This is a genomic window from Marmoricola sp. URHA0025 HA25 (assembly GCF_054059435.1).
Genome location: NZ_JBSSCD010000001.1, coordinates 538,728 through 560,972, shown reverse-complemented (window position 1 = coordinate 560,972; position 22,245 = coordinate 538,728). Strand labels below are relative to the sequence as shown.

Annotated in this window: 20 protein-coding genes; 8 read left to right on the top strand and 12 right to left on the bottom strand. The window is 70.5% G+C overall.

Translation table 11 applies throughout. The features are described from left to right. Window positions 1–5 precede the first annotated feature (5 nt). From ACVW00_RS02655 to ACVW00_RS02645, 3 genes are all read right to left on the bottom strand, one after another. Window positions 6–1,001, bottom strand: a complete 996-nt coding sequence (locus ACVW00_RS02655) for an NAD-dependent epimerase/dehydratase family protein (RefSeq protein ID WP_457109351.1) — start codon at window positions 999–1,001, stop codon at window positions 6–8. A 478-nt stretch (window positions 1,002–1,479) separates the two neighbouring features. Then, on the bottom strand, window positions 1,480–3,174 hold the full coding sequence (locus tag ACVW00_RS02650) for an ABC-F family ATP-binding cassette domain-containing protein (RefSeq protein WP_457109350.1): 1,695 nt from the start codon (window positions 3,172–3,174) through the stop codon (window positions 1,480–1,482). 42 nt (window positions 3,175–3,216) lie between these two features. Continuing rightward, window positions 3,217–3,552, bottom strand: coding sequence for a DMT family transporter (locus tag ACVW00_RS02645; protein WP_457109349.1), 336 nt, complete (start codon window positions 3,550–3,552; stop codon window positions 3,217–3,219). A 64-nt stretch (window positions 3,553–3,616) separates the two neighbouring features. Here ACVW00_RS02645 and ACVW00_RS02640 point away from each other — a divergent pair, with 64 nt between their 5' ends. Beyond that, window positions 3,617–4,249: a TetR/AcrR family transcriptional regulator gene (locus ACVW00_RS02640; RefSeq protein ID WP_457109348.1), complete on the top strand. Its 633-nt coding sequence runs from the start codon at window positions 3,617–3,619 to the stop codon at window positions 4,247–4,249. Here the strand turns inward: ACVW00_RS02640 and ppdK are convergent. After that, window positions 4,174–6,843 carry a pyruvate, phosphate dikinase gene (gene ppdK / locus ACVW00_RS02635; RefSeq protein WP_457109347.1) on the bottom strand — a complete coding sequence of 890 codons (2,670 nt, stop codon included), beginning with the start codon at window positions 6,841–6,843 and terminating at the stop codon, window positions 4,174–4,176. The two genes, ACVW00_RS02640 and ppdK, sit on opposite strands and share 76 nt — an antisense overlap. Window positions 6,844–6,929: 86 nt before the next feature. Between ppdK and ACVW00_RS02630 the strand changes: the two genes are divergently transcribed. The 5 genes from ACVW00_RS02630 to ACVW00_RS02610 are packed head-to-tail and all read left to right on the top strand — an operon-like array spanning window position 6,930 to window position 10,081. After that, complete coding sequence (locus tag ACVW00_RS02630) at window positions 6,930–7,235, top strand: hypothetical protein (protein WP_457109346.1); 306 nt, start codon at window positions 6,930–6,932, stop codon at window positions 7,233–7,235. Further along, window positions 7,235–8,140, top strand: coding sequence for an FAD:protein FMN transferase (locus tag ACVW00_RS02625; protein ID WP_457109345.1), 906 nt, complete (start codon window positions 7,235–7,237; stop codon window positions 8,138–8,140). The genes ACVW00_RS02630 and ACVW00_RS02625 overlap by 1 nt, the downstream gene beginning before the upstream one ends. Further along, window positions 8,137–8,712 carry a ferric reductase-like transmembrane domain-containing protein gene (locus ACVW00_RS02620; protein ID WP_457109344.1) on the top strand — a complete coding sequence of 192 codons (576 nt, stop codon included), beginning with the start codon at window positions 8,137–8,139 and terminating at the stop codon, window positions 8,710–8,712. Before ACVW00_RS02625 ends, ACVW00_RS02620 begins: the two co-directional genes overlap by 4 nt. Then, window positions 8,709–9,872: an NADH-ubiquinone oxidoreductase-F iron-sulfur binding region domain-containing protein gene (locus ACVW00_RS02615; protein ID WP_457109343.1), complete on the top strand. Its 1,164-nt coding sequence runs from the start codon at window positions 8,709–8,711 to the stop codon at window positions 9,870–9,872. The genes ACVW00_RS02620 and ACVW00_RS02615 overlap by 4 nt, the downstream gene beginning before the upstream one ends. Further along, on the top strand, window positions 9,869–10,081 hold the full coding sequence (locus ACVW00_RS02610; protein WP_457109342.1) for a ferredoxin: 213 nt from the start codon (window positions 9,869–9,871) through the stop codon (window positions 10,079–10,081). The genes ACVW00_RS02615 and ACVW00_RS02610 overlap by 4 nt, the downstream gene beginning before the upstream one ends. Here the strand turns inward: ACVW00_RS02610 and ACVW00_RS02605 are convergent. Further along, complete coding sequence (locus ACVW00_RS02605) at window positions 10,078–10,680, bottom strand: class I SAM-dependent methyltransferase (protein ID WP_457109341.1); 603 nt, start codon at window positions 10,678–10,680, stop codon at window positions 10,078–10,080. The genes ACVW00_RS02610 and ACVW00_RS02605 overlap by 4 nt on opposite strands. 68 nt (window positions 10,681–10,748) lie before the next feature. Here ACVW00_RS02605 and ACVW00_RS02600 point away from each other — a divergent pair, with 68 nt between their 5' ends. Further along, entirely contained in the window at window positions 10,749–12,422 is a 1,674-nt protein-coding gene (locus ACVW00_RS02600; protein WP_457109340.1) for an FAD-dependent oxidoreductase, read from the top strand. A 50-nt stretch (window positions 12,423–12,472) separates the two neighbouring features. Here the strand turns inward: ACVW00_RS02600 and truA are convergent, their stop codons facing one another. From truA to ACVW00_RS02570, 6 genes are all read right to left on the bottom strand, one after another. After that, window positions 12,473–13,303: a tRNA pseudouridine(38-40) synthase TruA gene (truA, locus tag ACVW00_RS02595; RefSeq protein WP_457109339.1), complete on the bottom strand. Its 831-nt coding sequence runs from the start codon at window positions 13,301–13,303 to the stop codon at window positions 12,473–12,475. A 332-nt stretch (window positions 13,304–13,635) separates the two neighbouring features. After that, window positions 13,636–13,929 carry a hypothetical protein gene (locus ACVW00_RS02590; protein ID WP_457109338.1) on the bottom strand — a complete coding sequence of 98 codons (294 nt, stop codon included), beginning with the start codon at window positions 13,927–13,929 and terminating at the stop codon, window positions 13,636–13,638. Window positions 13,930–14,022: 93 nt separating this feature from the next. After that, on the bottom strand, window positions 14,023–14,814 hold the full coding sequence (locus tag ACVW00_RS02585; RefSeq protein WP_457109337.1) for a hypothetical protein: 792 nt from the start codon (window positions 14,812–14,814) through the stop codon (window positions 14,023–14,025). Between the two features lie 23 nt (window positions 14,815–14,837). Beyond that, window positions 14,838–15,401 (bottom strand): RNA polymerase sigma factor, encoded by a 564-nt coding sequence (locus ACVW00_RS02580; protein ID WP_457109336.1) that lies wholly within the window; start codon window positions 15,399–15,401, stop codon window positions 14,838–14,840. A 317-nt stretch (window positions 15,402–15,718) separates the two neighbouring features. Continuing rightward, window positions 15,719–16,462, bottom strand: coding sequence for a 5,10-methylenetetrahydrofolate reductase (locus ACVW00_RS02575; protein WP_457109335.1), 744 nt, complete (start codon window positions 16,460–16,462; stop codon window positions 15,719–15,721). A 605-nt stretch (window positions 16,463–17,067) separates the two neighbouring features. Further along, window positions 17,068–17,874: an alpha/beta fold hydrolase gene (locus ACVW00_RS02570; protein ID WP_457109334.1), complete on the bottom strand. Its 807-nt coding sequence runs from the start codon at window positions 17,872–17,874 to the stop codon at window positions 17,068–17,070. Between the two features lie 170 nt (window positions 17,875–18,044). Between ACVW00_RS02570 and ACVW00_RS02565 the strand changes: the two genes are divergently transcribed. Next, window positions 18,045–18,827 (top strand): winged helix-turn-helix transcriptional regulator, encoded by a 783-nt coding sequence (locus tag ACVW00_RS02565; RefSeq protein ID WP_457109333.1) that lies wholly within the window; start codon window positions 18,045–18,047, stop codon window positions 18,825–18,827. Window positions 18,828–19,428: 601 nt separating this feature from the next. Here ACVW00_RS02565 and ACVW00_RS02560 read toward each other — a convergent pair. Next, on the bottom strand, window positions 19,429–21,717 hold the full coding sequence (locus ACVW00_RS02560; protein WP_457109332.1) for a hypothetical protein: 2,289 nt from the start codon (window positions 21,715–21,717) through the stop codon (window positions 19,429–19,431). Between the last annotated feature and the right edge of the window lie 528 nt (window positions 21,718–22,245).

Below are 22,245 nucleotides of genomic sequence, written 5' to 3'. Positions count from 1 at the left end.
TCGCCCTACGCGCCGGCCAGGAGCCGCTGCTCCTGCTCGGCACTGAGCCCGATCTCGCCGGCGCGGTTGGTCGGCGGGGTCGGCGTACCCTCCCGCTGCAGCCACGCCCAGGTGTCGGCGACGGTCTCGTCAACCGGCCGGCAGCGCAGGCCGGCGTCGTGCGCCGCGGAGACGTCGCAGTCGTGGAGGCCGGCGAGCTCACCGGTCGGCGGCACCCAGATCGGGAAGTCCGTCCAGCCCTGCACCTCGGCGGTCGCGACCTCCTCGGGGTCGCGCCAGACGAGCTCGGCGTCGGAGCCGGTGACCGCCACGCAGCGCTCGAGGAGCTCAGCGATCGTGGTGTGGCCCGGCCTGCTCACCGTGTTGAAGGCGCCGGCAATGCCGGCGCGACCGACGTGCAGCGACCAGTCCGCGAGGTCGCGCCCGTCGATGTACTGCAGCGGCCGGTCCTTTGGACCGGGCGCCGGCACGCGGCCGCCAGCCGCGATGCGGTTGAGCCACCAGGGCAGCCGGCCCACCACCTCGTACGGCCCGAGCACGAGGCCGGCCCGGGCGAGCACGACGTCTCCCCCGAAGTCGCGCAGGAGCGCGAGCTCCGCTCCCCTCTTGGCCGCGGCGTAGTCGTCGGCGTCACTGCTGTCCGGGTCTGCGTCGACGACGGGGGCGGACTCGTCCGCACCGGGCTCGATCGGCCAGGTGTAGACCGAGCGGCTCGAGATGTAGGTGTAGTGCGGCACCTTGCCGTCGAGCACGCGCGCCGAGTCGCGCACCACCCGCGGCTCGAAGGACCACGTGTCGACCACGGCGTCCCAGGTGTCGTTGCCGAGAGCGGCCTCGACAGCGGCCCGATCCCTGCGGTCGGCGTGCCGCGCATCGACACCGGCGGTCGCGCGCCCGCTCAGGCCGCGGGTCAGCGTGGTCACCTCGTCGCCCCGGGCCAACCCCGCCTCGACGATCGCCCGCCCGACATGATGGGTCCCGCCGAGCACCAGGAGTCTCATCCCCCGATGCTGGTGGCTGCGGCCGGCCGTCACAAGGTGCGTTCGCTCCCGGCGTACGACGTCGCCGCGGTGAGGGGTTTCGACAGGCTCAACCACCGGGGGACCGGGGTTTCGACAGGCTCAACCACCGAACCCAACCACTGGGTGGTCGAGCAGCGAGCGCCAGCGAGCGACCAGACGAGACCCGGCGAGGGCTCCGAGAGACCCAACCACCGAACCCAACCCCAGGTGGTCGAGCAGCGAGCGCCAGCGAGCGACCAGACGAGACCCGGCGAAGGCTCCGAGAGACCCAACCACCGAACCCAACCCCAGGTGGTCGAGCAGCGAGCGCCAGCGAGCGACCAGACGAGACCCGGCGAAGGCTCCGAGAGACCCAACCACCGAACCCAACCCCAGGTGGTCGAGCAGCGAGCGCCAGCGAGCGATCAGACGAGACCCGGCGAGGGTTTCGACAGGCTCAACCCCCGGCATCCAGCCCTCAGCGGACCCGCTGGACCCGGCCCTCGTCCCAGACCGGCTCGTCGGACTCGTAGACCGAGCCGTCCTCACCCAGGACGACGAACCGGTCGAAGCCACGGGCGAACCAGCGGTCATGGGTCACCGCGAGCACGGTGCCCTCGAACTGCTCGAGGCCCTCCTCCAGCGCCTCGGCGGACTCGACGTCGAGGTTGTCGGTGGGCTCGTCGAGGAGCAGCAGGGTGGCACCCGAGAGCTCCAGCATCAGGATCTGGAAGCGCGCCTGCTGGCCACCCGACAGGGACTCGAAGACCTGCTCCGACGCATGCGCGAGCTCGTAGCGGTCGAGCACCCGAGCCGCCTGTTCGCGGCCCATCCCGGCGCGCCCGAGAGCCGAGCCGTCGCCGCGGTGGAGGACGTCCAGCAGCGTCCGCCCGATCAGCTCCGGGTGCTCGTGGGTCTGCACGAACCAGCCCGGACGCACGCGGGCACCCAGCTTCGCCTTCCCGGTGTGGCGCACGGCCGCGATGGCGCTCTCGTCGACGGGTCGGTGCTCCACGTCGGGATCGGAGCCCCCGGCTGCGAGCAGCCGCAGGAAGTGCGACTTGCCCGACCCGTTGGAGCCGAGCACGGCCACGCGCTCGCCGTACCAGACCTCGAGGTCGAAGGGCTGCATCAATCCGGTGAGCTCCAGGCGCTCGCACACCACGGCGCGCTTGCCGGTGCGCCCGCCCTTGAGCCGCATCGTCACCTTCTGCTCGCGCGGGATCGCCTGCGGCGGGCCGGCCTCCTCGAACTTGCGCAGCCGGGTCTGGGCCGCCTTGTACTGCGCGGCGAGGCCGTCATTGTACTCCGCCTTGATCTTGTAGCGCAGCACCAGCGCCTTGAGCTTGGCGTGCTCCTCGTCCCAGCGCCGGCGCAGCTCCTCGAAGCGGGCGAAGCGGTCCCTCCGGGCCTCGTGGTACGACGCGAACCCGCCGGGGTGCGTCCACGCCGTGTTGCCCGCAGCACCGAGCTCGACGGTGATGATCCGGGTTGCGGTGTTGGCCAGCAGCTCGCGGTCGTGGCTGATGAACAGGACCGTCTTCGCGGTGTCGCGGATGCGCTGCTCGAGCCAGATCTTGCCGGGCACGTCCAGGTAGTTGTCCGGCTCGTCGAGCAGCAGCACCTCGTCGGGCCCGGAAAGCAGGTACTCCAGCACCAGCCGCTTCTGCTCGCCACCGGAGAGCGTGCTCAGCGCGCGGTACTTCGCCCGGTCGAACCCGACGCCCAGCGCCGTCGTGCAGCAGGTGTCCCAGACGACCTCGATGTCGTAGCCGCCGGCGTCGCCGAACTCTGCGAGAGCACTCGCATAGCGCATCTGGGTGGCCTCGTCGTCGGCCTCCATGAGCTGTCGCTCGAGACGGTCGACCTCGGCGGCGGCCTCGCGGACACGCGGCGGCGCCACCGAGAGCAGCAGGTCGGCCACATCGGGGTCCTCGCCGAGGCCCTGGCCGACTGCCTGTCGCATCACGCCGAGCCCACCGGACCTGGTCACCGCACCTGCGTGCGCTGCCAGCTCGCCGGTGACGATGCGCATCAGCGTGGTCTTGCCGGCGCCGTTCGCGCCGACGAGGGCGACCTTGGCCCCGTCACCGACCCGGAACGACACGTCGTCGAGCAGCACCCGGCCGTCGGGCAGCTCGTAGCGCACTCCGGCGACGTCCACGTGACCCACAGGAGGCGATTGTCCTTGTTCGCCGGCGCGCGTGCACCGGGTTTAGCCGTGGCCGCCGACGAGGTTGAGGCCGACGACTCCGAGGACGATCAGCGCGACCGACGTCGCCTTGAGCCAGCCCATCGGCTCGCCCAGCCACACGGTCCCGATGACGGCGACCGCGGCGGTGCCGACTCCGGCCCAAACGGCGTAGGCGACGCTCACCGGGATGGCGCGCACCACGACGGCGAGCAGCCAGACCGAGAGCGCGTAGCCGCCGACGACCACCACGCTCCACCACGGGTCGGTGAACCCCGCCGCTCGCGGGAGCAGCGCAGTCGCGCCGACCTCCGCAGCGATCGCGACCAGCAACAGGGCCGGGGCTAGCACAGTGACCATCTCCTTCGGTATGTAGCAGTCGCTACAGATGTCGCCAAATGTAGCAGATGCTACGTTTGGCCGCATGGCCGTGAGTCACCGCGAGGAGCTGCTCGACAAGGTGACCGACCACGTGCTGAGCCACGGCCTGATCGGCCTCTCGCTGCGCCCCGTCGCCGCCGCGGTCGGCACCAGCGACCGGATGCTGATCTACCACTTCACCAGCCGGGACGCACTCGTCTCGGCCGTGGTCGCGCGAGCGACCGAGCGAGCCGTCCACGAGGTCAACGGGCTCCCCGGTGCGCCCACCGTCCGCTCCGGGGTGAGCCGGCTGTGGGCGGCGTACCGCGCCGAGCCGCTGTCGAGCCACCTCGACGTCTACTGCCAGGCAGCCGCCACCGGGCTGATCGGTCGTGAGCCCTACCTGAGCGACGCGCGCGCGACCAACGAGGCCTGGGCGGGCGCGCTGCGGGAGTACTTCGTGCGCAGCGGCGCGCCGCGCCGTCGGGTGGCGCGGGTCGTCACGCTCGTCGACTCAGCGCTCTACGGCTTCCACCTCGACCTCACCACCGACCGGCCGGCCGAACTGGCCCGGGGGGTCGAGGACCTCGCGGTCGCTGCGGACGCGATCGCTCGCGGCTGTCAGCCCTTCTCGAGCGCGGCTCGGCCCGCCTCGAGCCGGGCCACGGGGACCCGGAACGGCGAGCAGGAGACGTAGTCGAGCCCGACACCGTGGAAGAAGTGGATCGAGTGCGGGTCGCCGCCGTGCTCGCCGCACACCCCGACGTGCAGGTCGGGCTTCGTCGATCGGCCCTTCGTGGTCCCGATCTTGACGAACTCGCCGACCCCGAGAGTGTCCAGCGACTCGAACGGCGAGACGTCGAAGATCCCGTTCTCCAGGTACGGCGAGAAGAACGACGCCTCGACGTCGTCCCGTGAGAATCCCCAGGTCATCTGGGTGAGGTCGTTGGTGCCGAACGAGAAGAACTCGGCCGAGCGCGCGATCCGGTCGGCGAGGATCGCGGCCCGCGGGAGCTCGATCATCGTGCCGAGCTTGTAGGCCACGTCACCGCGCTCGGCGATCACCTCGGCAGCGACGGCCTCGATGTGGCGGCGTACGACGTCGAACTCGCGGACGCTCGCGACCAGCGGGATCATGATCTCCGGCTGCGGGTCACCGCCCGCGTCCTTGCGGTCGGCCGCCGCCTCGAGGATCGCCCGGGCCTGCATCTCGAACAGCCCCGGGATCAGGATGCCGAGCCGGACGCCACGCAGGCCGAGCATCGGGTTCTGCTCGTGCAGCCGGCGCACGTGCTCGAGCAACACCCGGTCACGCTCGTCGACCTTGCCGGCGTCCTGCTGCCGGGCGACCTTGACCGAGAGCTCGGTCAGGTCGGGGAGGAACTCGTGCAGCGGCGGGTCGATCAGCCGGATCGTCACCGGCAGGCCGTCCATCGCCTCCAGGATCTCGACGAAGTCCTGGCGCTGCATCGGCAGCAGCTCGGCGAGCGCCGCCTCCTGTGCCTCGGTGGAGTCGGCGACGATCAGGTCCTCGACCAGCTGACGGCGCTCGCCGAGGAACATGTGCTCGGTCCGGCACAGCCCGATGCCCTCGGCGCCGAACCGGCGTGCCCTGGCGGCGTCCTCCGCCGTGTCGGCGTTCGCCCGCACGCGGAGCCGGCGGCCCGCGTCGGCGCGCGCCATCACCTGGGCAACCGCGGCCACGAGGTCGTCGGACTCGGCCGGGGTGTCGCCCTCGAAGTGGCGCACGACGAGCGAGTCGCTGACCGGCACTGCCCCGAGCAGCACCTCGCCGGTGGTGCCGTCGATCGAGATGACGTCACCCTCGTTGACCGTGATGCCGTCGCGGACGGTGAACTTGCGGCCGGCCGCGTCGACCTCGAGCGCCTCGGCCCCGCACACGCAGGTGCGACCCATGCCACGGGCGACCACCGCGGCGTGCGAGGTCTTGCCGCCGCGGCTGGTGAGGATGCCCTGGGCGGCGACCATGCCGTGCAGGTCGTCGGGGTTGGTCTCGCTGCGCACCAGGATCACGTCCTCGCCACGCGCGGCCCACTCGACGGCCGTCGCGGAGTCGAAGACGACCTTGCCGACCGCCGCTCCCGGCGAGGCGCCCATGCCGGTGGCGAGCAGCTCGGTCTCCGCGGTCTCGTCGAACCTCGGGAACATCAGCTGCGCGAGCTGTGCACCCGTGACGCGCTGCAGCGCCTCGTCCTCGTCGATCATCCGCTCGGACACCATGTGCTGCGCGATCCGGAACGCCGCCTCGGGGGTGCGCTTGCCGACCCGGGTCTGCAGCATCCAGAGCTTGCCGCCCTCGATGGTGAACTCGATGTCGCACATGTCGCGGTAGTGCTTCTCGAGCACGTCCATGATCCGCATCAGCTCGTCGTACGACGTCTTGTCGATCTGCTCGAGGTCGGCCAGCGGCAGCGTGTTGCGGATGCCGGCGACCACGTCCTCGCCCTGGGCGTTCTCCAGGTAGTCGCCGTAGACGCCCTGCGCGCCGGTCGACGGGTTGCGGGTGAACGCGACGCCGGTGCCGGAGTGCTCGCCGCGGTTGCCGAAGACCATGGCGATGACGGTGACCGCGGTGCCGAGGTCGTCGGGGATCCGCTCCTGGCGGCGGTAGAGGCGCGCCCGGTCGGTGTTCCAGGAGTCGAAGACCGCGTTGACGGCGAGGTCGAGCTGCTCGCGGGGGTCCTGCGGGAACGGCCGTCCGGCGTGCTTCTCGGTCAGTTCCTGGTACGTCGCCACGAGGCCCTGCATGTCGTCGGCCGTGAGCTCGGTGTCGGCCCGCACGCCACGCTCGGTCTTGAGCGCGTCCAGCGCGTCGTGGAACACGGCGGCCTCGATGCCGAGCACGGTCGCGCCGAACATCTGCAGCAGCCTGCGGTAGGAGTCCCAGGCGAACCGGTCGTTGCCCGAGGTCGACGCCAGCCCGAGCACCGACTCGTCGTTGAGCCCGACGTTGAGGACCGTCTCCATCATCCCGGGCATCGAGAACTTGGCTCCCGAGCGCACGGCCACCAGCAGCGGGTCGTCGCTCTGGCCCAGGCGCTTGCCCATCGCGTACTCGAGGGTCGCCAAGTGGTCGGTGATCTCCGCGTCCAGCCGCACCGGCACCTCGTGCGCGACGAGGTACTCGCGGCAGGCGTCCGTGCTGATGACGAACCCGGGTGGCACCGGCAGCCCCAGCCGGGTCATCTCGGCAAGGTTCGCCCCCTTGCCGCCCAGCAGGTCCTTCTGGTCCTTGTCACCCTCGGAGAAGTCGTACACGAGCTTGCTCATGACCCGATCATCCTCCTCCCGGTCCCGTGGGTGGCGCTGGGCCGGCACCAAGGAATCACACAGATTCCTGCCGGATGCTCGTTGTCATGACCACACGACGCGACCAGCAGATCCGGCGGACCCGAGCGGCCCGCAACGGCGTCATCGCGCTCGGCGCTGCCGGTGCTCTCGGCACCGCTGTCGCGCTCGGTGCCGGCTCAGTTGTGGCGACCGCCCAGTCGTCCGGCAACAACGGCACGACGAGTACGACGAACACCTCCACCGGCTCCGCCTCGTCGAGCTCGAACCAGGGCACGACGAACGGCACGACCAACACGTCGAAGAGCTCGACCTCCCTGGCGAGCTCGAGCAAGAGCAGCAGCTCCAGCCACGCGACCAGCTCGGGCTCGTGATGTCCCACAGCCGCGACTGGGAGCAGTGGAGCACGGCCTGCCGCCTCGTCGTCACCGCACCCGAGCTGCTGCCCGCGGCGTCGGCGATCGTCGACGACGTGCTCGCCGACGTCGACCGGGCGTGCAGCAGGTTCCGCCCCGACAGTGAGCTGCTCACGCTCGCCCGCGACGCCGACGGCTGGAGCGACCTGAGCCCCGCGCTCGCCGACCTGCTCGCGGCGGCGCTCGAGGCCGCGCGCCAGACCGATGGCGCCGTCGACCCGACGATCGGCGGCACCCTCGTCGACCTGGGCTACGACCGCGACATCAGCGAGGTGCGCGCCGGCGGCCGGCCCGTCGTACAGGTGGTCCGGCGTCCTGCCGGATGGCGCAGCCTGCGGCTCGAGGACGAGCGGCTCTGGATGCCCACCGGCACCCAGCTCGACCTCGGGGCCACCGCCAAGGCGGTCGCCGCCGATCGATGTGCGGCAGAGGTCGCCGAGACGCTCGGCACCGGTGTCCTGGTCAGCCTGGGCGGCGACATCGCCACCGCCGGTCCGGGACCCGAGGGCGGCTGGCAGATCACGATCCAGGACCTCCCCACCGACCTCCCCCAGCAGATCACCCTCGCAGACGGAGCTGCCGTCGCGACCTCGAGCACCGCGCGGCGCACGTGGGTGCGCGACGGCGTGCCGATGCACCACCTCGTCGACCCGGTGACCGCCCGGCCAGCGAGCGGGCGGTGGCGGACGGTGACGGTCGTCGCGCCGACCTGTGCGCGCGCGAACACCATCGCGACCGCCGCCCTCGTCAAGGGCAACGACGCCACCGCCTGGCTCCGCGACGCCGGCCTGCCGGCGCGCCTCGTGTCGCACAACGGAGAGGTCGCGACGCTGAACCTCTGGCCACGGGAGGCGGCGGCATGAGCGCGACCCTGACCTCGGCGCTCTGGGACCTCGGCCGCGGGGCCGGCGTCGCGGCGCTGGTGGCCTTCACCGTGTCGCTCGTCCTGGGCATCGTGACGCGCTCCGGTCGCGACGCCCTGGGCCTCGGCCGGTTCGGCCTCAACGAGCTGCACCGGACGGCCGCGCTCACCGGCGTCGGCCTGGTGGCCGTGCACGTCGGAAGCCTGCTCTTCGACCCCTACGCACAGCTGCGCGTGGTCGACCTCGTGTTCCCCTTCCTCGGCAGCTACCGGCCGCTGTGGCTGGGCCTCGGCACCCTGGCGCTCGACCTGCTCGGGGTGATCACCATCGTCAGCCTGCTCCGCGACAGGGTCGGCCCGCGGGTGTTCAAGGCAGTGCACTGGGCGGCGTACGCGCTGTGGCCGGTCGCCCTCGTGCACTCCCTCGGCACCGGCACGGACGCCGCGACCCTCTGGCTCGACGCCGTCGCCCTGGCCTGCGTCGGCGCCGTCGTCACCGCCGTCACCTGGCGTACGTCGCCCGCGTTCCTCAACCGCCACCGGATCCGCCTGCCCAGGCAGGTCGCCCGATGACCGTGACCACGGCGCTCGCACCTCCGCGCGGAGATCAGCGGCTCCTCGCCGACCAGCCGGCCGGGCCGCTCCCGCGGATGGACGCCCAGACGCTCGCGGACCTGCTGGCCGAGGCCGGTCTCACCGGCCGCGGTGGCGCCGGCTTCCCGACTGCCCGGAAGCTCGCTGCCCTGGACGGCCGCCGCCCGGTGGTCGTCGGCAACGCCATGGAGGGCGAGCCGCTCAGCCACAAGGACGCCGTGCTGCTGCAGCACTCCCCCGGCCTGGTGCTCGACGGCCTCGAGGTCCTCTCGCGCGCCCTCAAGGCGAGCCGCACCATCCTGGCCGTGGGCGGCACCGTGCCGGTGCCGGCGGCGCGCCGCGGCATCGAGGTACGCCGGCTCGAGGACACCTTCGTGGCCGGCCAGGAGACCGCCCTGGTCAACCAGCTCAACGGGCACGGACCATTGCCGACCGATCCGACCACTCCGGTGTTCCGCAAGGGCGTCGACGGACGCCCGACCCTGGTGCTCAACGCCGAGACCCTCGCGCAGCTCTCCCTGGTCACCCGCCACGGCGCCGCCTGGTTCCGCGGCGAGGGCCTGCCGGACGACCCGGGGACGTTCCTGATCACGCTGTCGGCCAGCACGCCGGCGCTGCTTCCCTCGGCCGGTGTGCTCGAGGCCGCCCGGGGCGTGTCGCTGGCGGAGGTCGTCCGCCGCGGCGGGGGCGACCCCGGGCGAGTGCAGGCCGTGCTCGTCGGCGGTTACCACGGGGCCTGGATCCCCGGCTCGGCCCTGGACACTGCGCTGAGCGTCCCGGGGCTCAAGCCGTTCGGCGCGACACCCGGCGCCGGCATCGTGCACCTGCTCGACACCGACACCTGCCCGCTGGCGATGGCCGCCCGCGTCACGGCGTACCTGGCCGGCCAGAGCGCCCGGCAGTGCGGTCCGTGCCTGAACGGCCTGCCCCACATGGCCGAGACGCTGAGCCGGATCGCCCGCCCCGGTGCCGAACCGCGGCTGGTCGTGCAGCTCGAGCGGCTCAACGCGCTGGTCGCCGGCCGGGGCGCCTGCAAGCACCCCGACGGCACCGTGCGCTTCGTCGCGAGCACCCTGCGCGTGTTCGACGCGCACGTCGACCAGCACCTCCGTGGCTACTGCGACAAGGACCACCGATGAAGCGCCTGCACGTGGACTGGACCCGGTGCGACGGGCACGGCTCGTGCGCCGAGCTGCTGCCCGAGCTGCTCGTCTCCGACGAGTGGGGCTTCCCACTGTCCCGCACCGGTGAGCTCGACCCGGCGGTCCCGCGCCAGCTCGACGACCTCGCCCGCCGGGCGGTCAAGGCGTGCCCGTTGCAGGCCCTGCGGATCCGCGAGAGCGCCTAGCCGCGGCGCGACTCCAGCACCCGGAAGCCCTTGGCGCTGGCGACCCTGGCCGTGGGGTAGCCCTGCTCGGTCAGCCACTCGGTGAGGGAGTCGGCGCCCAGGTTCTTCCCCACGACGAGACGCGCGCGCCCCTCCGGCACCAGCCGCGGCAGCCAGTCGAGCAGCAGCTGGTGGAGGGCGTCCTTGCCGATCCTGATCGGCGGGTTCGACCAGATCTCGTCGTACGTGGCCGCCGGGTCGACCTCGCCGGGCAGGCACGCCGTGAAACGGTCGCCGAGGCCGAGCGCCTCTGCGTTCTCGTTGGCCAGGAGCACCGCACGCTCGTTCACGTCGATCGCGGTCACGGTGCACTCGGGGACGGCGACGGCGATGGCCAGCCCGATGACGCCGTACCCGCACCCGAGGTCGAGAACGGTCCGGGCAGCCTCCGGTGCGGGCTGCTCGCGCAGCAGCACGCCGGTGCCGATGTCGAGGCGACCCTGCGCGAAGACGCCCGAGCCGGAGGTCAGCTCGAGCCAGTGCCCCCACACGTTGGCGCTGACCGGGACCCGGTTGAAGGCTGCCTGCGGGTCGGCGGTGAAGTAGTGCTCCTCGGCCATGCGCCCATCCTGCCGGTACGCCGAAATATCCATCCGTCGAGTTCGGCCCCCGGACCTAGGCTGGGCGCGTGAGTGAGCCCGCCACGCGCCAGCCGATGATCCTGCTCGTCGTCCCCGAGCACGAGGACGTGATGCGCGACGAGTTCGGTCGCTACGCGCGCGACTACGAGATCCGCTGCACCGCCTCGGCCGCGGAGGCCTCCGAGGTGCTCCGGGCCACGCGGGCCGCGGGCCATCCGGTCGCTCTGCTGGTCAGCGAGTCCCAGCTCCCCGACAGCGAGATGTTCCCGGCGATCGCGGAGTGGCGCAGCATCGTGCCGACCGCGCGCCGGGTCGTGGCGGCGCACTGGGGCCGCTTCATGCTCGACGCCGACCCGCTGCGCCCGGGGCTGGCCACCGGCAAGTACGACGCCTACCTCCTGATGCCGCGCGGCGTGCGCGACGAGGAGTTCCACACCGCGATCACCGAGCTGCTCTCGGACTGGGGATCCACGGTGGCCGCTCCCGAGGTCTCGGCCGCGCAGATCGTCGCGCCGGAGCCGACGGTGCTCACCTACTCCATCAGTGACTATCTCGATCGGATGGGGATGCCGAGCCGGCTGGTCACCCCCGACTCCGAGAAGGGCCGGCACCTCCTCGAGGGGTACGACGGCCCGCGCGACTACCCGATCTTCACCCGGATGGGGCGGCCGCCGGTGCCGGTGACCTCCGTGCGCGACGTCGCCTCGATGATCTACGGCACGCCGGCCGACATCGACGTCGAGAAGGTCGTCGACCTCGCTGTGGTCGGTGCGGGTCCGGCCGGCCTCGCCGCGGCGGTCTACGGCTCGTCGGAGGGCCTGTCGACGGTCGTCATCGAGTCGGAGGCGATCGGCGGCCAGGCCGGCACCAGCTCGATGATCCGCAACTACCTCGGCTTTCCCCGCGGGATCTCCGGGATGCGGCTCGCGCAGCGGGCGCGCAACCAGGCGCTCAGGTTCGGCACCAGGTTCTTCACCGGCTGGCCGGTCGTCGGCCTCGAGGCCGGCGCCGACCTCGACGAGCCGCACCTGCTGCGCACCGAGGGCGGCGACGTGCGCGCCCGCGCGGTGGTCGTCTCCACCGGCGTCACCTACCGCCGGCTCGGCGTACCCGCGCTCGAGGACCTCGTCGGCCACGGCGTCCACTACGGCGCCGCCGTGAGCGCCGCCCGCGAGGTCGAGGGCTACGACGTCGTGGTCGTGGGCGGCGGCAACTCCTCCGGGCAGGCAGCGATCCACCTCGCCCGGTTCGCCCGGTCGGTCACGATCGTCGTACGCCGCCGCGACCTGGCCGAGACCATGTCGGACTACCTGATCCGCGAGATCCGCTACAACGACGTGATCCAGGTGCAGCCCTGCACCACGGTCGTCGACGGCGGCGGCGACAGCCGGCTGCAGTGGGTCACGCTGCGCGATCTGAACACCGGTGTGGAAACCCGGCGCGAGGTCGCCGGGCTCTTCCTGCTCCTCGGCGCCGACCCGCACTGCGACTGGCTGCCCGACTCGATCTGTCGCGACGAGCGCGGCTTCGTGGTCACCGGCCGCGACATCCCCAAGCGGCTGTGGCCGGCCGGCACGCCGCCCGCCAACCTGGAGACCGCCGTACCCGGCATCTTCGCCGCCGGAGACGTCCGCAGCGCCTCGATGAAGCGGGTGGCCGCTGCCTCCGGTGAGGGCGCCGCTGTCGTGTCGCTGGTGCACAGCCACCTCGCCCGACGCTGACCTGATGGTGGTCGAGCAGCGAGCTTGCGAGCGATCAGTCGAGACCCGGCTCAACCCGGGAGAGTACGCAACGTGCGCGACGCCTCAGCCCGGGCCGCCAGCTCGTCGTCCGGCGGGTAGCCGACCTCCTCGAGCGTGAGGCCGTGGGCGTGCGCGACCGTCACCGCGGGGTCGCGCTCCCTGCGTGCCAGCACGTGGGCGGGCCACTCAGTCCCCCGGCGACCGTCGCCCACGGCGATCAGGCAGCCGACCAGCGAACGGACCATGTTGTGGCAGAACGCGTCGGCCCGCACCGTGGCCTCGACCACGCCGTGCACCCGGTCCCAGGACAGGTCGAGCAGCGACCTGATCGTGGTGGCGCCCTCGCGCCGCTTGCAGAACGACGCGAAGTCCTGCTCACCGAGGAGTAGTGCCGAAGCCTCGTTCATCCGGCCGAGGTCGAGCGGACGGGCCCACGCGAGCACATGTCCACGCCGCAGCGGATCGACCGCCTGAGGTGCGTCGGCGATCCGGTAGCAGTACCGCCGCCACACAGCGCTGAACCGCGCATCGAACCCAGCCGGAGCCGCCGAGACCCGGTGGACCCGTACGTCGGTGTCGAGCACCCCGTTCAGCCGCCGCAGCAGAGCCTCCTCTGCCGTGTCGGCACCTCGGCTGATGGCGGCCTCGAGCAGCTGGGCCTCGAGATCGACGTGAGCGACCTGTCCGCGCGCGTGCACGCCGGTGTCCGTCCGTCCAGCCACGGTCAGCCGACTGCCCGAGGTGCGCAGCACGGTGTCGAGCGCCTCCTCGAGGTCTCCCTGCGCCGTCCGCAGACCGTCCTGGCGCGCCCAGCCATGGAACCCGGCTCCGTCATAGGCGAGGTCGATCCGCAAGCGCACCCGGGCATTGTTTCAGGTCGGCTGTGTGAGTCCGGTATGAAGCTGGGCGGGCTCATCGCCGCGCGTCACTCCGCCGCGCAAGGGCGCGACTGCTCACGCCAACGGCGCGCTGTGCGCAGACTCGCCCGTGACGCCATCGATCGCCGCCGGGGCAACAGATCGTGCGTGCACACCGAGCCGACACTCGTACGCTCGAGGAACACCGGGGCCTCCACAACTGTCGGAGATAGGGCGAGCAGACAGCCCCTGCTCGGTAGCCCACGAACATGTGTGAGTGTGGCCCCGGCCCGCAACCATTCAGATGCCCCGAGCGGTCAATCCATACCGTCTAGCTAGTGGAAGGTGACGTTGAGCGGGATGTCGTTGTCAACGATGTTCGCGATGCCGGCGTTCGGTCCGTGTGTGAATACCTTGCGACAGATCCAGCCGTCGGCATTTCCGGTTTGCGAGATGTCGAGGGCCATCGTTGCTGGGCCAAAGCTGGCGTCGGTGAGCGTGAAGCCGGGCGGGCACTGCCCGACTGGGGCGTCGGGCGCCGCGGATGCGGGCGAGAACGAGCCTGCACCGATAGTTGCCAGGGCGGCTGCGGCCGCAAGTGTCACAGCCTTCCGGAGTTGGGCGTTCATTGGGATCTCCTTCCGCGAGTCCGACGCCGGATCGCAACGATCTGCTGCGGGGCGCCGCTCTGCGCTGTTGTTGGGGTTGAACGATGGGCGTGCTTACTGCGTCAGGCCGGCCTGCACTGCGCCGACGTACTGCTGGATGCGCTGCTGCCAGAGATTGAGGGACCGGGTCACTCGGGCAGGTGTCGCGGCGGGGTTCTCGAAGGCTGCCATCAGCTGCTCGTCGTTCGGGTGGGCTACTTCCATCCATATCCAGAACGGGTCCCACATGGTGTCCGAGAACCCATTGGTGTTGTGCGCCGTGGTCAAAGTGGCGTCCACGATCACGCGGTCACGCACAGTGAGCGCAAGGACGTTGTCGCCGAAGGGTCCCCTGCCCAACTGGTCCGAGCCGAGCTGGTGCGCAGTGAACACACAGCGCACGTCGATGTCGGGAAGCCGGACACTGGACTCATGGCATCCCGCGATGTCCGTCACCTTCCAGCCGGTCGCCTCGTCCCAGCGGTTCCGGAGCGTCCACGCGTCCCCAACAGTGTCGTCGCCCATGACGTTACCCATGGTGAGTTGCGCCCCGTCGGCGACGTAGGTCGCGGCTCCGTCTCGGTCGAAGGCTGCCAGCGCCTCGAGGAAGTCTCCGGCGACCTGCTCGGCCTCGGTGACCTGCTGGGTGTTTGTCACCGGAGGCGCCGTGTGGGCGTCGCGGCCGGGCCAGGAGACCACGACGGCGGCGACCGCCGCCGCGGCAACAGTGGCCAGCGCGGCTGCTGCCTGTACGCGACGTCGCCTCCGGGCGTCGCGGGAACTGGCCTCGATGAATGATTGGAGCTTTTCTGTGGTGTTGATTCGGTTCATGGCGTCCTCCGCGTCTGCCTGGAGCGCGGCAGTCACGAGGCGCTCGAGTTCCGGTGTGTTCATGGCTCGACCTTCAGTCGTAGGGCGAGCGTGGCCAGCCCACGACTCGCATGGGACTTCACCGAGCCGCACGAGATGCCCAGGGTGTCGGCGATCTCGGCTTCGGACTGGTCCAGGTAGTACCGCAGGACGAGGACCTCGCGCTGTCGCCGGGAAAGCTCACCGATCTCGCGCCTGACCCGACCCAGCTGCTCTCGATCGACGACCTGCTGCTCGGCCGAGTCGAGAACGTCCGAGGGCGCAGCCATGCGGGGAACCAGTACAGCGAGTCGGCGGCGTTGGCGAAGCCTTCTGCGGCTGCCGTTGACCACGCATGTGTTCAGATAGGCGACGCATGCTGTGGGATCCCGCAGCAGGCGCCACCGGCGATGGAGGGTCAAGAACGCCTCCTGCACGACCTCCTCCGCGCCACCGCGGTCATCGACCAACAGCGCAGCAAGCCCGATGAGCCGGCGATGATGGGCAACGAAGAGCTCGGAGACCGCGGCAACTCGGTCACCGGCCTGCAGAACGTCAGGCTCACCCATCGGCGCCCACTCTCTTGGGCAGTTCACCACATCCACAACAGGATCAGAGCCCGCAAGGGCCATTCGGTTTACAGACGCACGCTGGGAATTCACCGGGTCCGAACCACCGCACGTGAACCAGTCCCGCGACTCGGCCATGGACTGGTGTACGGGTCACACCGCCTCAACGCCTTCAACGCGAGCGATGCAGTTCGCCCTGGAGGTGGGCGGCGAGACTCACGGACGACTCGATTTCACTGCGGCGGTTGGAAACGCTCTCGACGTTGACTCCGAACGGGACGTCGAGCCGCCGGCAGTAGGTCATCAGCTCGCGGGCCGTCGCCAACGCCTGGTCGAAGGAAGCCTCGAGGGTGTCAACGGCGTACCGGAGCTCGTTCTGGATCCAGCGCGACCCGTCCACGCCGAGCCACTGGAGGAATTCCAGAGTCTTCGTCGACCGACACGGAGAAGGTGAAGACGATCGGCACCGGATCGAGGCCTCGACGAACGCATTCGTGGAGGTAGTCCGAGACGAGGTTCTTGGCCGCGTTGACGTCGCACACCACCTGGGTGACGAAGAAGGAGCATCCGGCAGCCTGCTTGGCGAGCATCCGCAGGTGCTCCTCGCCGGTGCGGGCATGACGCTCGGGGATGGCGACGCCACCGAGCAACAGGTCCGGTGCCGCTTCGGCCCGCACCTCGTGGGCCCGTCGCAACGACGTCTCGACCGGCTTCGTGCGCGAGGCGGCTCCGACGAAGACGGTCAGGACACGGCCAGGCTCCTGGGCGCCAAGCCATGATCGGAGCTCACTGCCGCGATGTTTCCCCACCGCCCGGTAGACCACTGTCGGGAGATCCCAGCCCTGAAGGTGCCGGGACAGATAGTCGGCCGGGTCCATCGTGGGCAGGAAAGGGAACGGGCGTTCCTCGGCGTTGCGGTCGCTCTCGTCGTCGATGTCGTAGAGCACGAGACCGTCCAACTCCAGCTCCTGACGTCGCTTGGCGGTGATGTCGGCGATCTCTTGAGCCCTCACCGCGGACGTCGCCTCCCGGGGCGGTGTCAGTGCGAAGAGCAGGAACTCTCCCCGACGTTCGAGGATGCGTCGCTGCAGATCCACGCCGCGACCCAATCTGGCCGTGGCCACAATTCAGCTCAGCGAGTCGGCAACGGCTGCCTCCGGCGCACGTGCGTAGATGCGTCATACCGCCGCCAAAGTGCACGGATCTGCCGAATTGAGGACGTTCGCCACCGTGCATGACATTCGCCGAACGGGATCGATATCACTCACCCACTGGCGCGGGTCGCCAGCCGCTAGGCGACTGCCTTCCAACGCTGTCCCACTTGGGGGCCCGGAACCGGGATCTTCACCGGGCGGGGCTTGTGGGACGGTCAATCGCCGTACCCACGTCGGCCTGGGGCGAGAGCGGCTTGATCTCCCGGGAGGCGCCTTTCTGCACGCAGGCTTAGTTCGCTGCTGGCGTCGTTGACGACTTCCCGGGCTGAGTCCCGTGCGCTGGCTGCCCAGTTGACGAGCTCGCGGCTGGGTCCGCGTCATCGGCGCACGCGTCATGGGGAAGGGGTCGCAGGCTTGCAGATCGCGTTCGCGCCAACACGCGGCGAGACTCCGGAACTCAGGAGTCGCCGCTCACCGACCGATGCTGACGTGGCCGATGGGCCTGCGTTCCGAGGCGACCCACGGTCGCGACCTGATCAGTCGACGGGTTACCGGTTGAAGAACGTCTTCAATACACGGGCCATGAGTTCGGGGGCGACGACGTGTCCCTGCCCGTCGAGCGTGTGTCGTTCGGTCTGGGGGGTGGCAGCGGCTATCGCTTTCGCGGCGCGGTCGAAGAAGTCGGTCGGGAGGCCCGCCATCTGGGGCTCGGTGATCGGACCCTCGGTGGTCACCAGTACCGACTGAGTGATGCGGGCAAGTCGGTTCGTGGGGATCTTGTAGTCATTGAGGATCACGGCGTCCTTGACGAGCGTGTGGGCGAGCGCGACGGACGAGGCCCACATCGGGTGCTGTTTGCCAGCCGCGATGTCCGCGTCGGGTCCGCCGGTAAGCCTCATGAACAGTTCCAGGAGCTCCTCGTCCCGCCCGGCTTTGTATGCCTCGTGGGTGTCCGCGAGGTACTGATTGAACCTCGGCCACTGGTCGTCCCCGATCACGTACGGCACATCCCACACCGCGATCTTGTCGATCGCCGAACCTGCCGCTGCTGCCTCCAGCGCGAGGGCGCCGCCAGATGAGGCGCCGTACACGTGAGCTGAGCCGCCGGCTGTCGCAATCAGCGCGTCGAGGTCTTCAACCTCCCGCGCCAAGGCGTACGGCGGTGCATTGCCGCTGGCGCCCCGGCCGCGTCGTGCGTAATTGTAGACCGTGAAATGGTCGGCAAGGAGCCGGGCGAGCGGCGCGTTCTCAGCGCCGTCGTCTAGGGTGCCGCCGACGAGGATCACCGCCGGGCCGGTGCCTTTCCGGTCGTAGGCGATCTTCGTACCGTCGGCGGACGTCACACGAAGTGTCATCTCGTGCACTACTTCTCTCCATTTCTCGATGCGTGGTCGTCACCGTCGGAGCATGTCGAGCAGGATTGTCGCTGTGCCGTGTGTAGCCGAGGTGCCGGTGGCGGAGGTCACGTTGCCGATACTCCTAAACTAGGAGCATTCACTCCTGTTGTCAACGTACACTGGGGTGCATGAGCAAGAAGCGGCTGTTCGACGACCCCTGCGGCATCGCGCGAGCGCTGAACGCGGTCGGCGAGCGGTGGGCGTTGCTCGTCGTGCGGGAGCTGGTCTTCGGCCCGAAGCGCTACTCCGACCTGCACCGCGGGCTGCCGCAGATGAGCCAGAACGTCCTCGCGCAGCGGTTGCGCGAGCTCGAAGCCGACGGCCTGGTGCGGCGAAGGCGCCTGGGACCGCCTGCGCCCGCCGCCGTGTACGAACTCACCGAGCGCGGGCAGGAACTGGAGCCCGTGCTCCGCGCGCTCGCCCAGTGGGGCAGCCGCGCACCGCTGCCCGAGGACGGCGCGGCGGAACTGAGCGTCGACGCGCTCCTGTTCGCCCTGCGCGCCACCTTCGATCCGGCACTGGCGGGTGAGCTGTCGCTGCGCTGCCAGCTGGACGTCGCGGGCGATCGGTTCCGGATCACCGTTGCGGGCGGGCGCCTCGAGTTGGACCGCGGTGAGCACGCCGAACCAGATGCGTGGCTGACCGTGCCGGAGGCGGCGACGTTGCGCGATCTGGTGTTCGCTGGTGCGGCGCTGCATGACGTCGTCGAGCGGGCAGACACCGAGGTGGCGGGCGACACCTCGCGGCTCGCCGCACTGCTGCGCTGCTTTCCCGCAGCCGTGCGGTATCCGGCGCCACAGGACCCCGGGCCACAGGACCCCGGGCCGCCGGACCCCGTGTCGCCGGGCCTCGGGTCACCGAACGCCGAACTCCCGGATCCCTCTGTCAGCGCAGGAAGTCGTCGGGGGTGAGCGGCAGTCCGCGGACCCCGGGCACCGGTGGCGAGGTTACGCCGGCCGACAGTTCAGACTCCGCGGGCGCGCGGAACTCATCGCCGAGACGACGACGCACCACTTGGATAGCGACCTGCAGCTCAACGCCTGGCGCTGGTCCACGACCGAGCATGATCGACTTGTTGCAGGAGCCCATCCGCGATCGGAACGAAGCCCCGTAGACCACTGACGAGGGCACGAGTCGAGGATTGTTCTCATGTCCCGGGGGACTTGACCGGCGGTCAATGCGCAAGCGGCGCGATCGCATGACCATGCAGCGACGCTCGATCGCTGAAACGCACTGATCTAGCCGCGATCCGTGCGTTCGAAGAGGTGCGTCACTCCGCCGCGAACGGGGCGCTCATGCAGCGTGCGTCCTTCCGCCGCGAGATGGCTTGGCAGTCGCGGGGCCAAATTCTCCCGGGTTGCGCTTCACCACTGACGTGAAGTGCTTGGCCGGGCCGCCGGGTTGGATGACGACACGCCGACGACATTCCGGCGGCGACCAGCTGTACCTGGCTCCTCGACTGCTGCTCGCCCTCACCGCGGGGCTCGCTGGCGTGTGTGTTCGGGGCGGGTCTCAGTTGTGCCAGGTGAAGCCGCCTGAGTTGGTGGTCGTGACCATGGCCGAGCCCGATCCGCCGTCGGTGCCACGGGTGAGGCCGTTGCCGGTTGTTCCGGCGCCGCCGTTCGACGGCAGCGTCGCGGCGCCGATGGTGGTCGGGAAGGTGGGCGTGCCGTTGGTGTAGTTCGAGCCGGCTCCGCCGCCGCCGCCCCAGCCGGCGTTCGAGATAACTTCGGTCATTGTTCCGGCGCCACCGCCGGCCGCGCCGGCGCCGCCACCACCGCAGTTGCCGACGAACAAACCAGTCTCGTCGCGTCCGTTCCCGCCCCACCCGCCGCGTCCGTACCAGCCATCAATGCCGCCATCGAGAAGGCCGGGCGTGTTGGTGATCGCACCTCCGTCGGCGACCGATACCGATCCGATGTAGGTGGCGCCGCCGGAGCCACCACAACCTAGGCCATCGCCGCCGACGCACCCGAAGTTGCCGTTCGTACCGCTGCTGGCGGTGTCTCCGGTTGCGGTGCTCGCAGTGTCGCCGGAGTCCTGCGTGGCTCCCTGCCCGCCGGTGCCGAACGTCGCAACAGCTCGGAGGTGGGCCGCCTCACCGCCACCGCCGCCACCGCCGCCGGCCTCGACGATCACGTTTCCGTCCGAGTCGACGAGCGCGGTAGATCCGCCTCCTCCGCCGCCGGCCGCTCCACCGAAGCTGCTGCCGCCCTGGCCACCCCGCCCGAAGCCATCGCCGCCGACGCCAGGGACCACCCCCGCGTCCCCAGCGCCGCCACCAGCGGCGACCCACAGCGTGAACGTCGTCGCGTCGGCGCGGGTGTTGGTGACGGTGACGGTGACCGCACTGCCGGTGCCACCGTCGCCGGCAGACACCGGTCGAGCCTGGACGGAGGTATTCGTGCCGCCGCCCCCGCCTCCGGCGCCAGCCAGGTTCAGGGTGATCGTCTCCCCAGCCGGCACGGTCAGGTAGTACGTGCCCGGTTTCGTGAAGTCGACGGTCGTCCCGCTCGGCGTGATCGTGTCGGTCACGGTGCCGCCCGGGTTGGCGTAGTTGCCGTCCGGGTCGGTGAACGTCCAGGAGTCGGTGTACTCGCCGATCTCGGTGTGGGTGGTGCCGTTGAGGTCGAGATCCGAGCTCAGGTCTACCCCCCCGATGCCGGTGCAGGACCCAGTGGCGGTGTGTGCGGTGCTGTCGCTGGCGAGGTTGTAGCCGGTTACCGTGCAGTCCGTCGTCGCGGGGCTGATGGTGTCGGTGAGGGTGCCGCCGGGGCTGGCGTAGTTGCCGTCCGGGTCGGTGAACGACCAGGCGTCCGTGTGGGCGCCGGCCCCGGTGTGCCCCGTGCCGCTGAGGTCGAGGTCTGCTGCGGGCAGCGTCGTGCCGTCGACGCCGGTGCAGGACCCGGTCGCGGTGTGCGGGGTGGCGTCGTAGGTGAGGCTGTAGCCGGTCACGGTGCAGTTCGCGGCGGCGTGGGTGATCGCGTCGGTCAGGGTGCCGCCGGGGTTGGTGTAGTTGCCGGTCGGGTCGGTGAACGACCAGGTGTCGGAGTAGCTGCCGGCGCCGGTGTGGCTGGTGCCGGCCAGGTCCAGGTCAGCCGCCGGCAGCACGGTGCCGTCGACGTCGGTGCAGGACCCGGTCGCGATGTGCGGGGTGGCGTCATAGGTGAGGCTGTACGCGCTCACCGCACAGGCCGCGGTGGCCGGGGTGATCGTGTCGGTGACGCTGCCGCCGGGGTTGGTGTAGTTGCCGGCCGGATCGGTGAACGACCAGGTGTCGGAGTAGCCGCCGGCGCCGGTGTGGCTGGTGCCGGCCAGGTGGAGGTCGGCCGCCGGCAGCACGGAGCCGCCGATGCCGGCGCAGGACCCGGTCGCGATGTGCGCGTGGGCGTCGTAGGCGACGCTGTAGCCGGTCACCGTGCAGTGTGCTGAAACAGGGTTGACGGTGAAGCCGGTTGCGGCGCTCCCCTTCTTTCCATCGGTGGTGCTCGCCGAGACCGTGTAGTTCCAGCGGGCGGCATCCAGATTCGTCAGCGTGACCTGGTAGGTCGTCGACTTCTTCGTCGAGCCTGCACGGCTGCCGCAGCTCGCACCGGTCGCGCTGGCGGCCGACGTGAGGGTGCAGGTCACCTTGGCGATCTGCTGCGGATCACGGTTGATCGAGTAGCTGAGCGTCACCGTGAACCCGGTGACCGATGGCGTGGTGAACGTGACCACCGGGGCGTTGCCGGCTGCTGCAGTCGCCGATGGAAGTCCGGCCACGCTGCCGCCCAGCGCGGTGGCCAGCGCGGCCACCACCACCCAGCCCCGTCGCAGCCGACCTGCCCGACGGCCGACGCCGACAGCGCCCGCATTGCAAGAACCCGAACCAGCGCGCACCCACGTGCCCCCATCCCGCTGCAAGCGGACACGCTCCGTCGGTGTCTCTTCCTGCCGAGCGCACGCTACGCCGAAAGGCGCACCTCAACTCGAGGTCGCACCAACGGGAGCCACGGGTCTAGACCGACGGTGGCAAGGAACCGGCCGTCGGCCATGTGGACCTATGGAGTACCCAAGCGCTGGTGTCGGGTGAGCGTGGAAGTGCGTCACACCGCCGCTTCAGGTGCCCTGCATGAAGCGCCGTATCGCCCGCGCCCAGGAACCGCGGAGTCACCCGGCCTGGATCTCAGCCCGAACGACGTGACCCGACGAAGCGTAGGGTCGGAGGCGTGACACGAAGTGTCCTTCAGCGCGTCCACAATCCGCGCAATCGCGAGTGCGGCTGCGACCCGGATTGCTGGTGTCGCAGAACCGCCGTTGGTCGAGCCGTCAAGTGGTGGTTCCCCGCCA

Excerpts from the sequence above, each read along its gene's own strand:
- ppdK (WP_457109347.1), bottom strand. The coding sequence starts at position 6,843 with ATGAGCAAGCTCGTGTACGACTTCTCCGAGGGTGACAAGGACCAGAAG.
- ACVW00_RS02590 (WP_457109338.1), bottom strand. The coding sequence starts at position 13,929 with ATGAACGCCCAACTCCGGAAGGCTGTGACACTTGCGGCCGCAGCCGCC.
- ACVW00_RS02630 (WP_457109346.1), top strand. The coding sequence starts at position 6,930 with ATGACCACACGACGCGACCAGCAGATCCGGCGGACCCGAGCGGCCCGC.
- ACVW00_RS02620 (WP_457109344.1), top strand. The coding sequence starts at position 8,137 with ATGAGCGCGACCCTGACCTCGGCGCTCTGGGACCTCGGCCGCGGGGCC.
- ACVW00_RS02640 (WP_457109348.1), top strand. The coding sequence starts at position 3,617 with ATGGCCGTGAGTCACCGCGAGGAGCTGCTCGACAAGGTGACCGACCAC.
- ACVW00_RS02605 (WP_457109341.1), bottom strand. The coding sequence starts at position 10,680 with ATGGCCGAGGAGCACTACTTCACCGCCGACCCGCAGGCAGCCTTCAAC.
- ACVW00_RS02570 (WP_457109334.1), bottom strand. The coding sequence starts at position 17,874 with ATGACACTTCGTGTGACGTCCGCCGACGGTACGAAGATCGCCTACGAC.
- ACVW00_RS02655 (WP_457109351.1), bottom strand. The coding sequence starts at position 1,001 with ATGAGACTCCTGGTGCTCGGCGGGACCCATCATGTCGGGCGGGCGATC.
- ACVW00_RS02615 (WP_457109343.1), top strand. The coding sequence starts at position 8,709 with ATGACCGTGACCACGGCGCTCGCACCTCCGCGCGGAGATCAGCGGCTC.
- ACVW00_RS02625 (WP_457109345.1), top strand. The coding sequence starts at position 7,235 with ATGTCCCACAGCCGCGACTGGGAGCAGTGGAGCACGGCCTGCCGCCTC.
- ACVW00_RS02565 (WP_457109333.1), top strand. The coding sequence starts at position 18,045 with ATGAGCAAGAAGCGGCTGTTCGACGACCCCTGCGGCATCGCGCGAGCG.
- ACVW00_RS02645 (WP_457109349.1), bottom strand. The coding sequence starts at position 3,552 with ATGGTCACTGTGCTAGCCCCGGCCCTGTTGCTGGTCGCGATCGCTGCG.
- ACVW00_RS02610 (WP_457109342.1), top strand. The coding sequence starts at position 9,869 with ATGAAGCGCCTGCACGTGGACTGGACCCGGTGCGACGGGCACGGCTCG.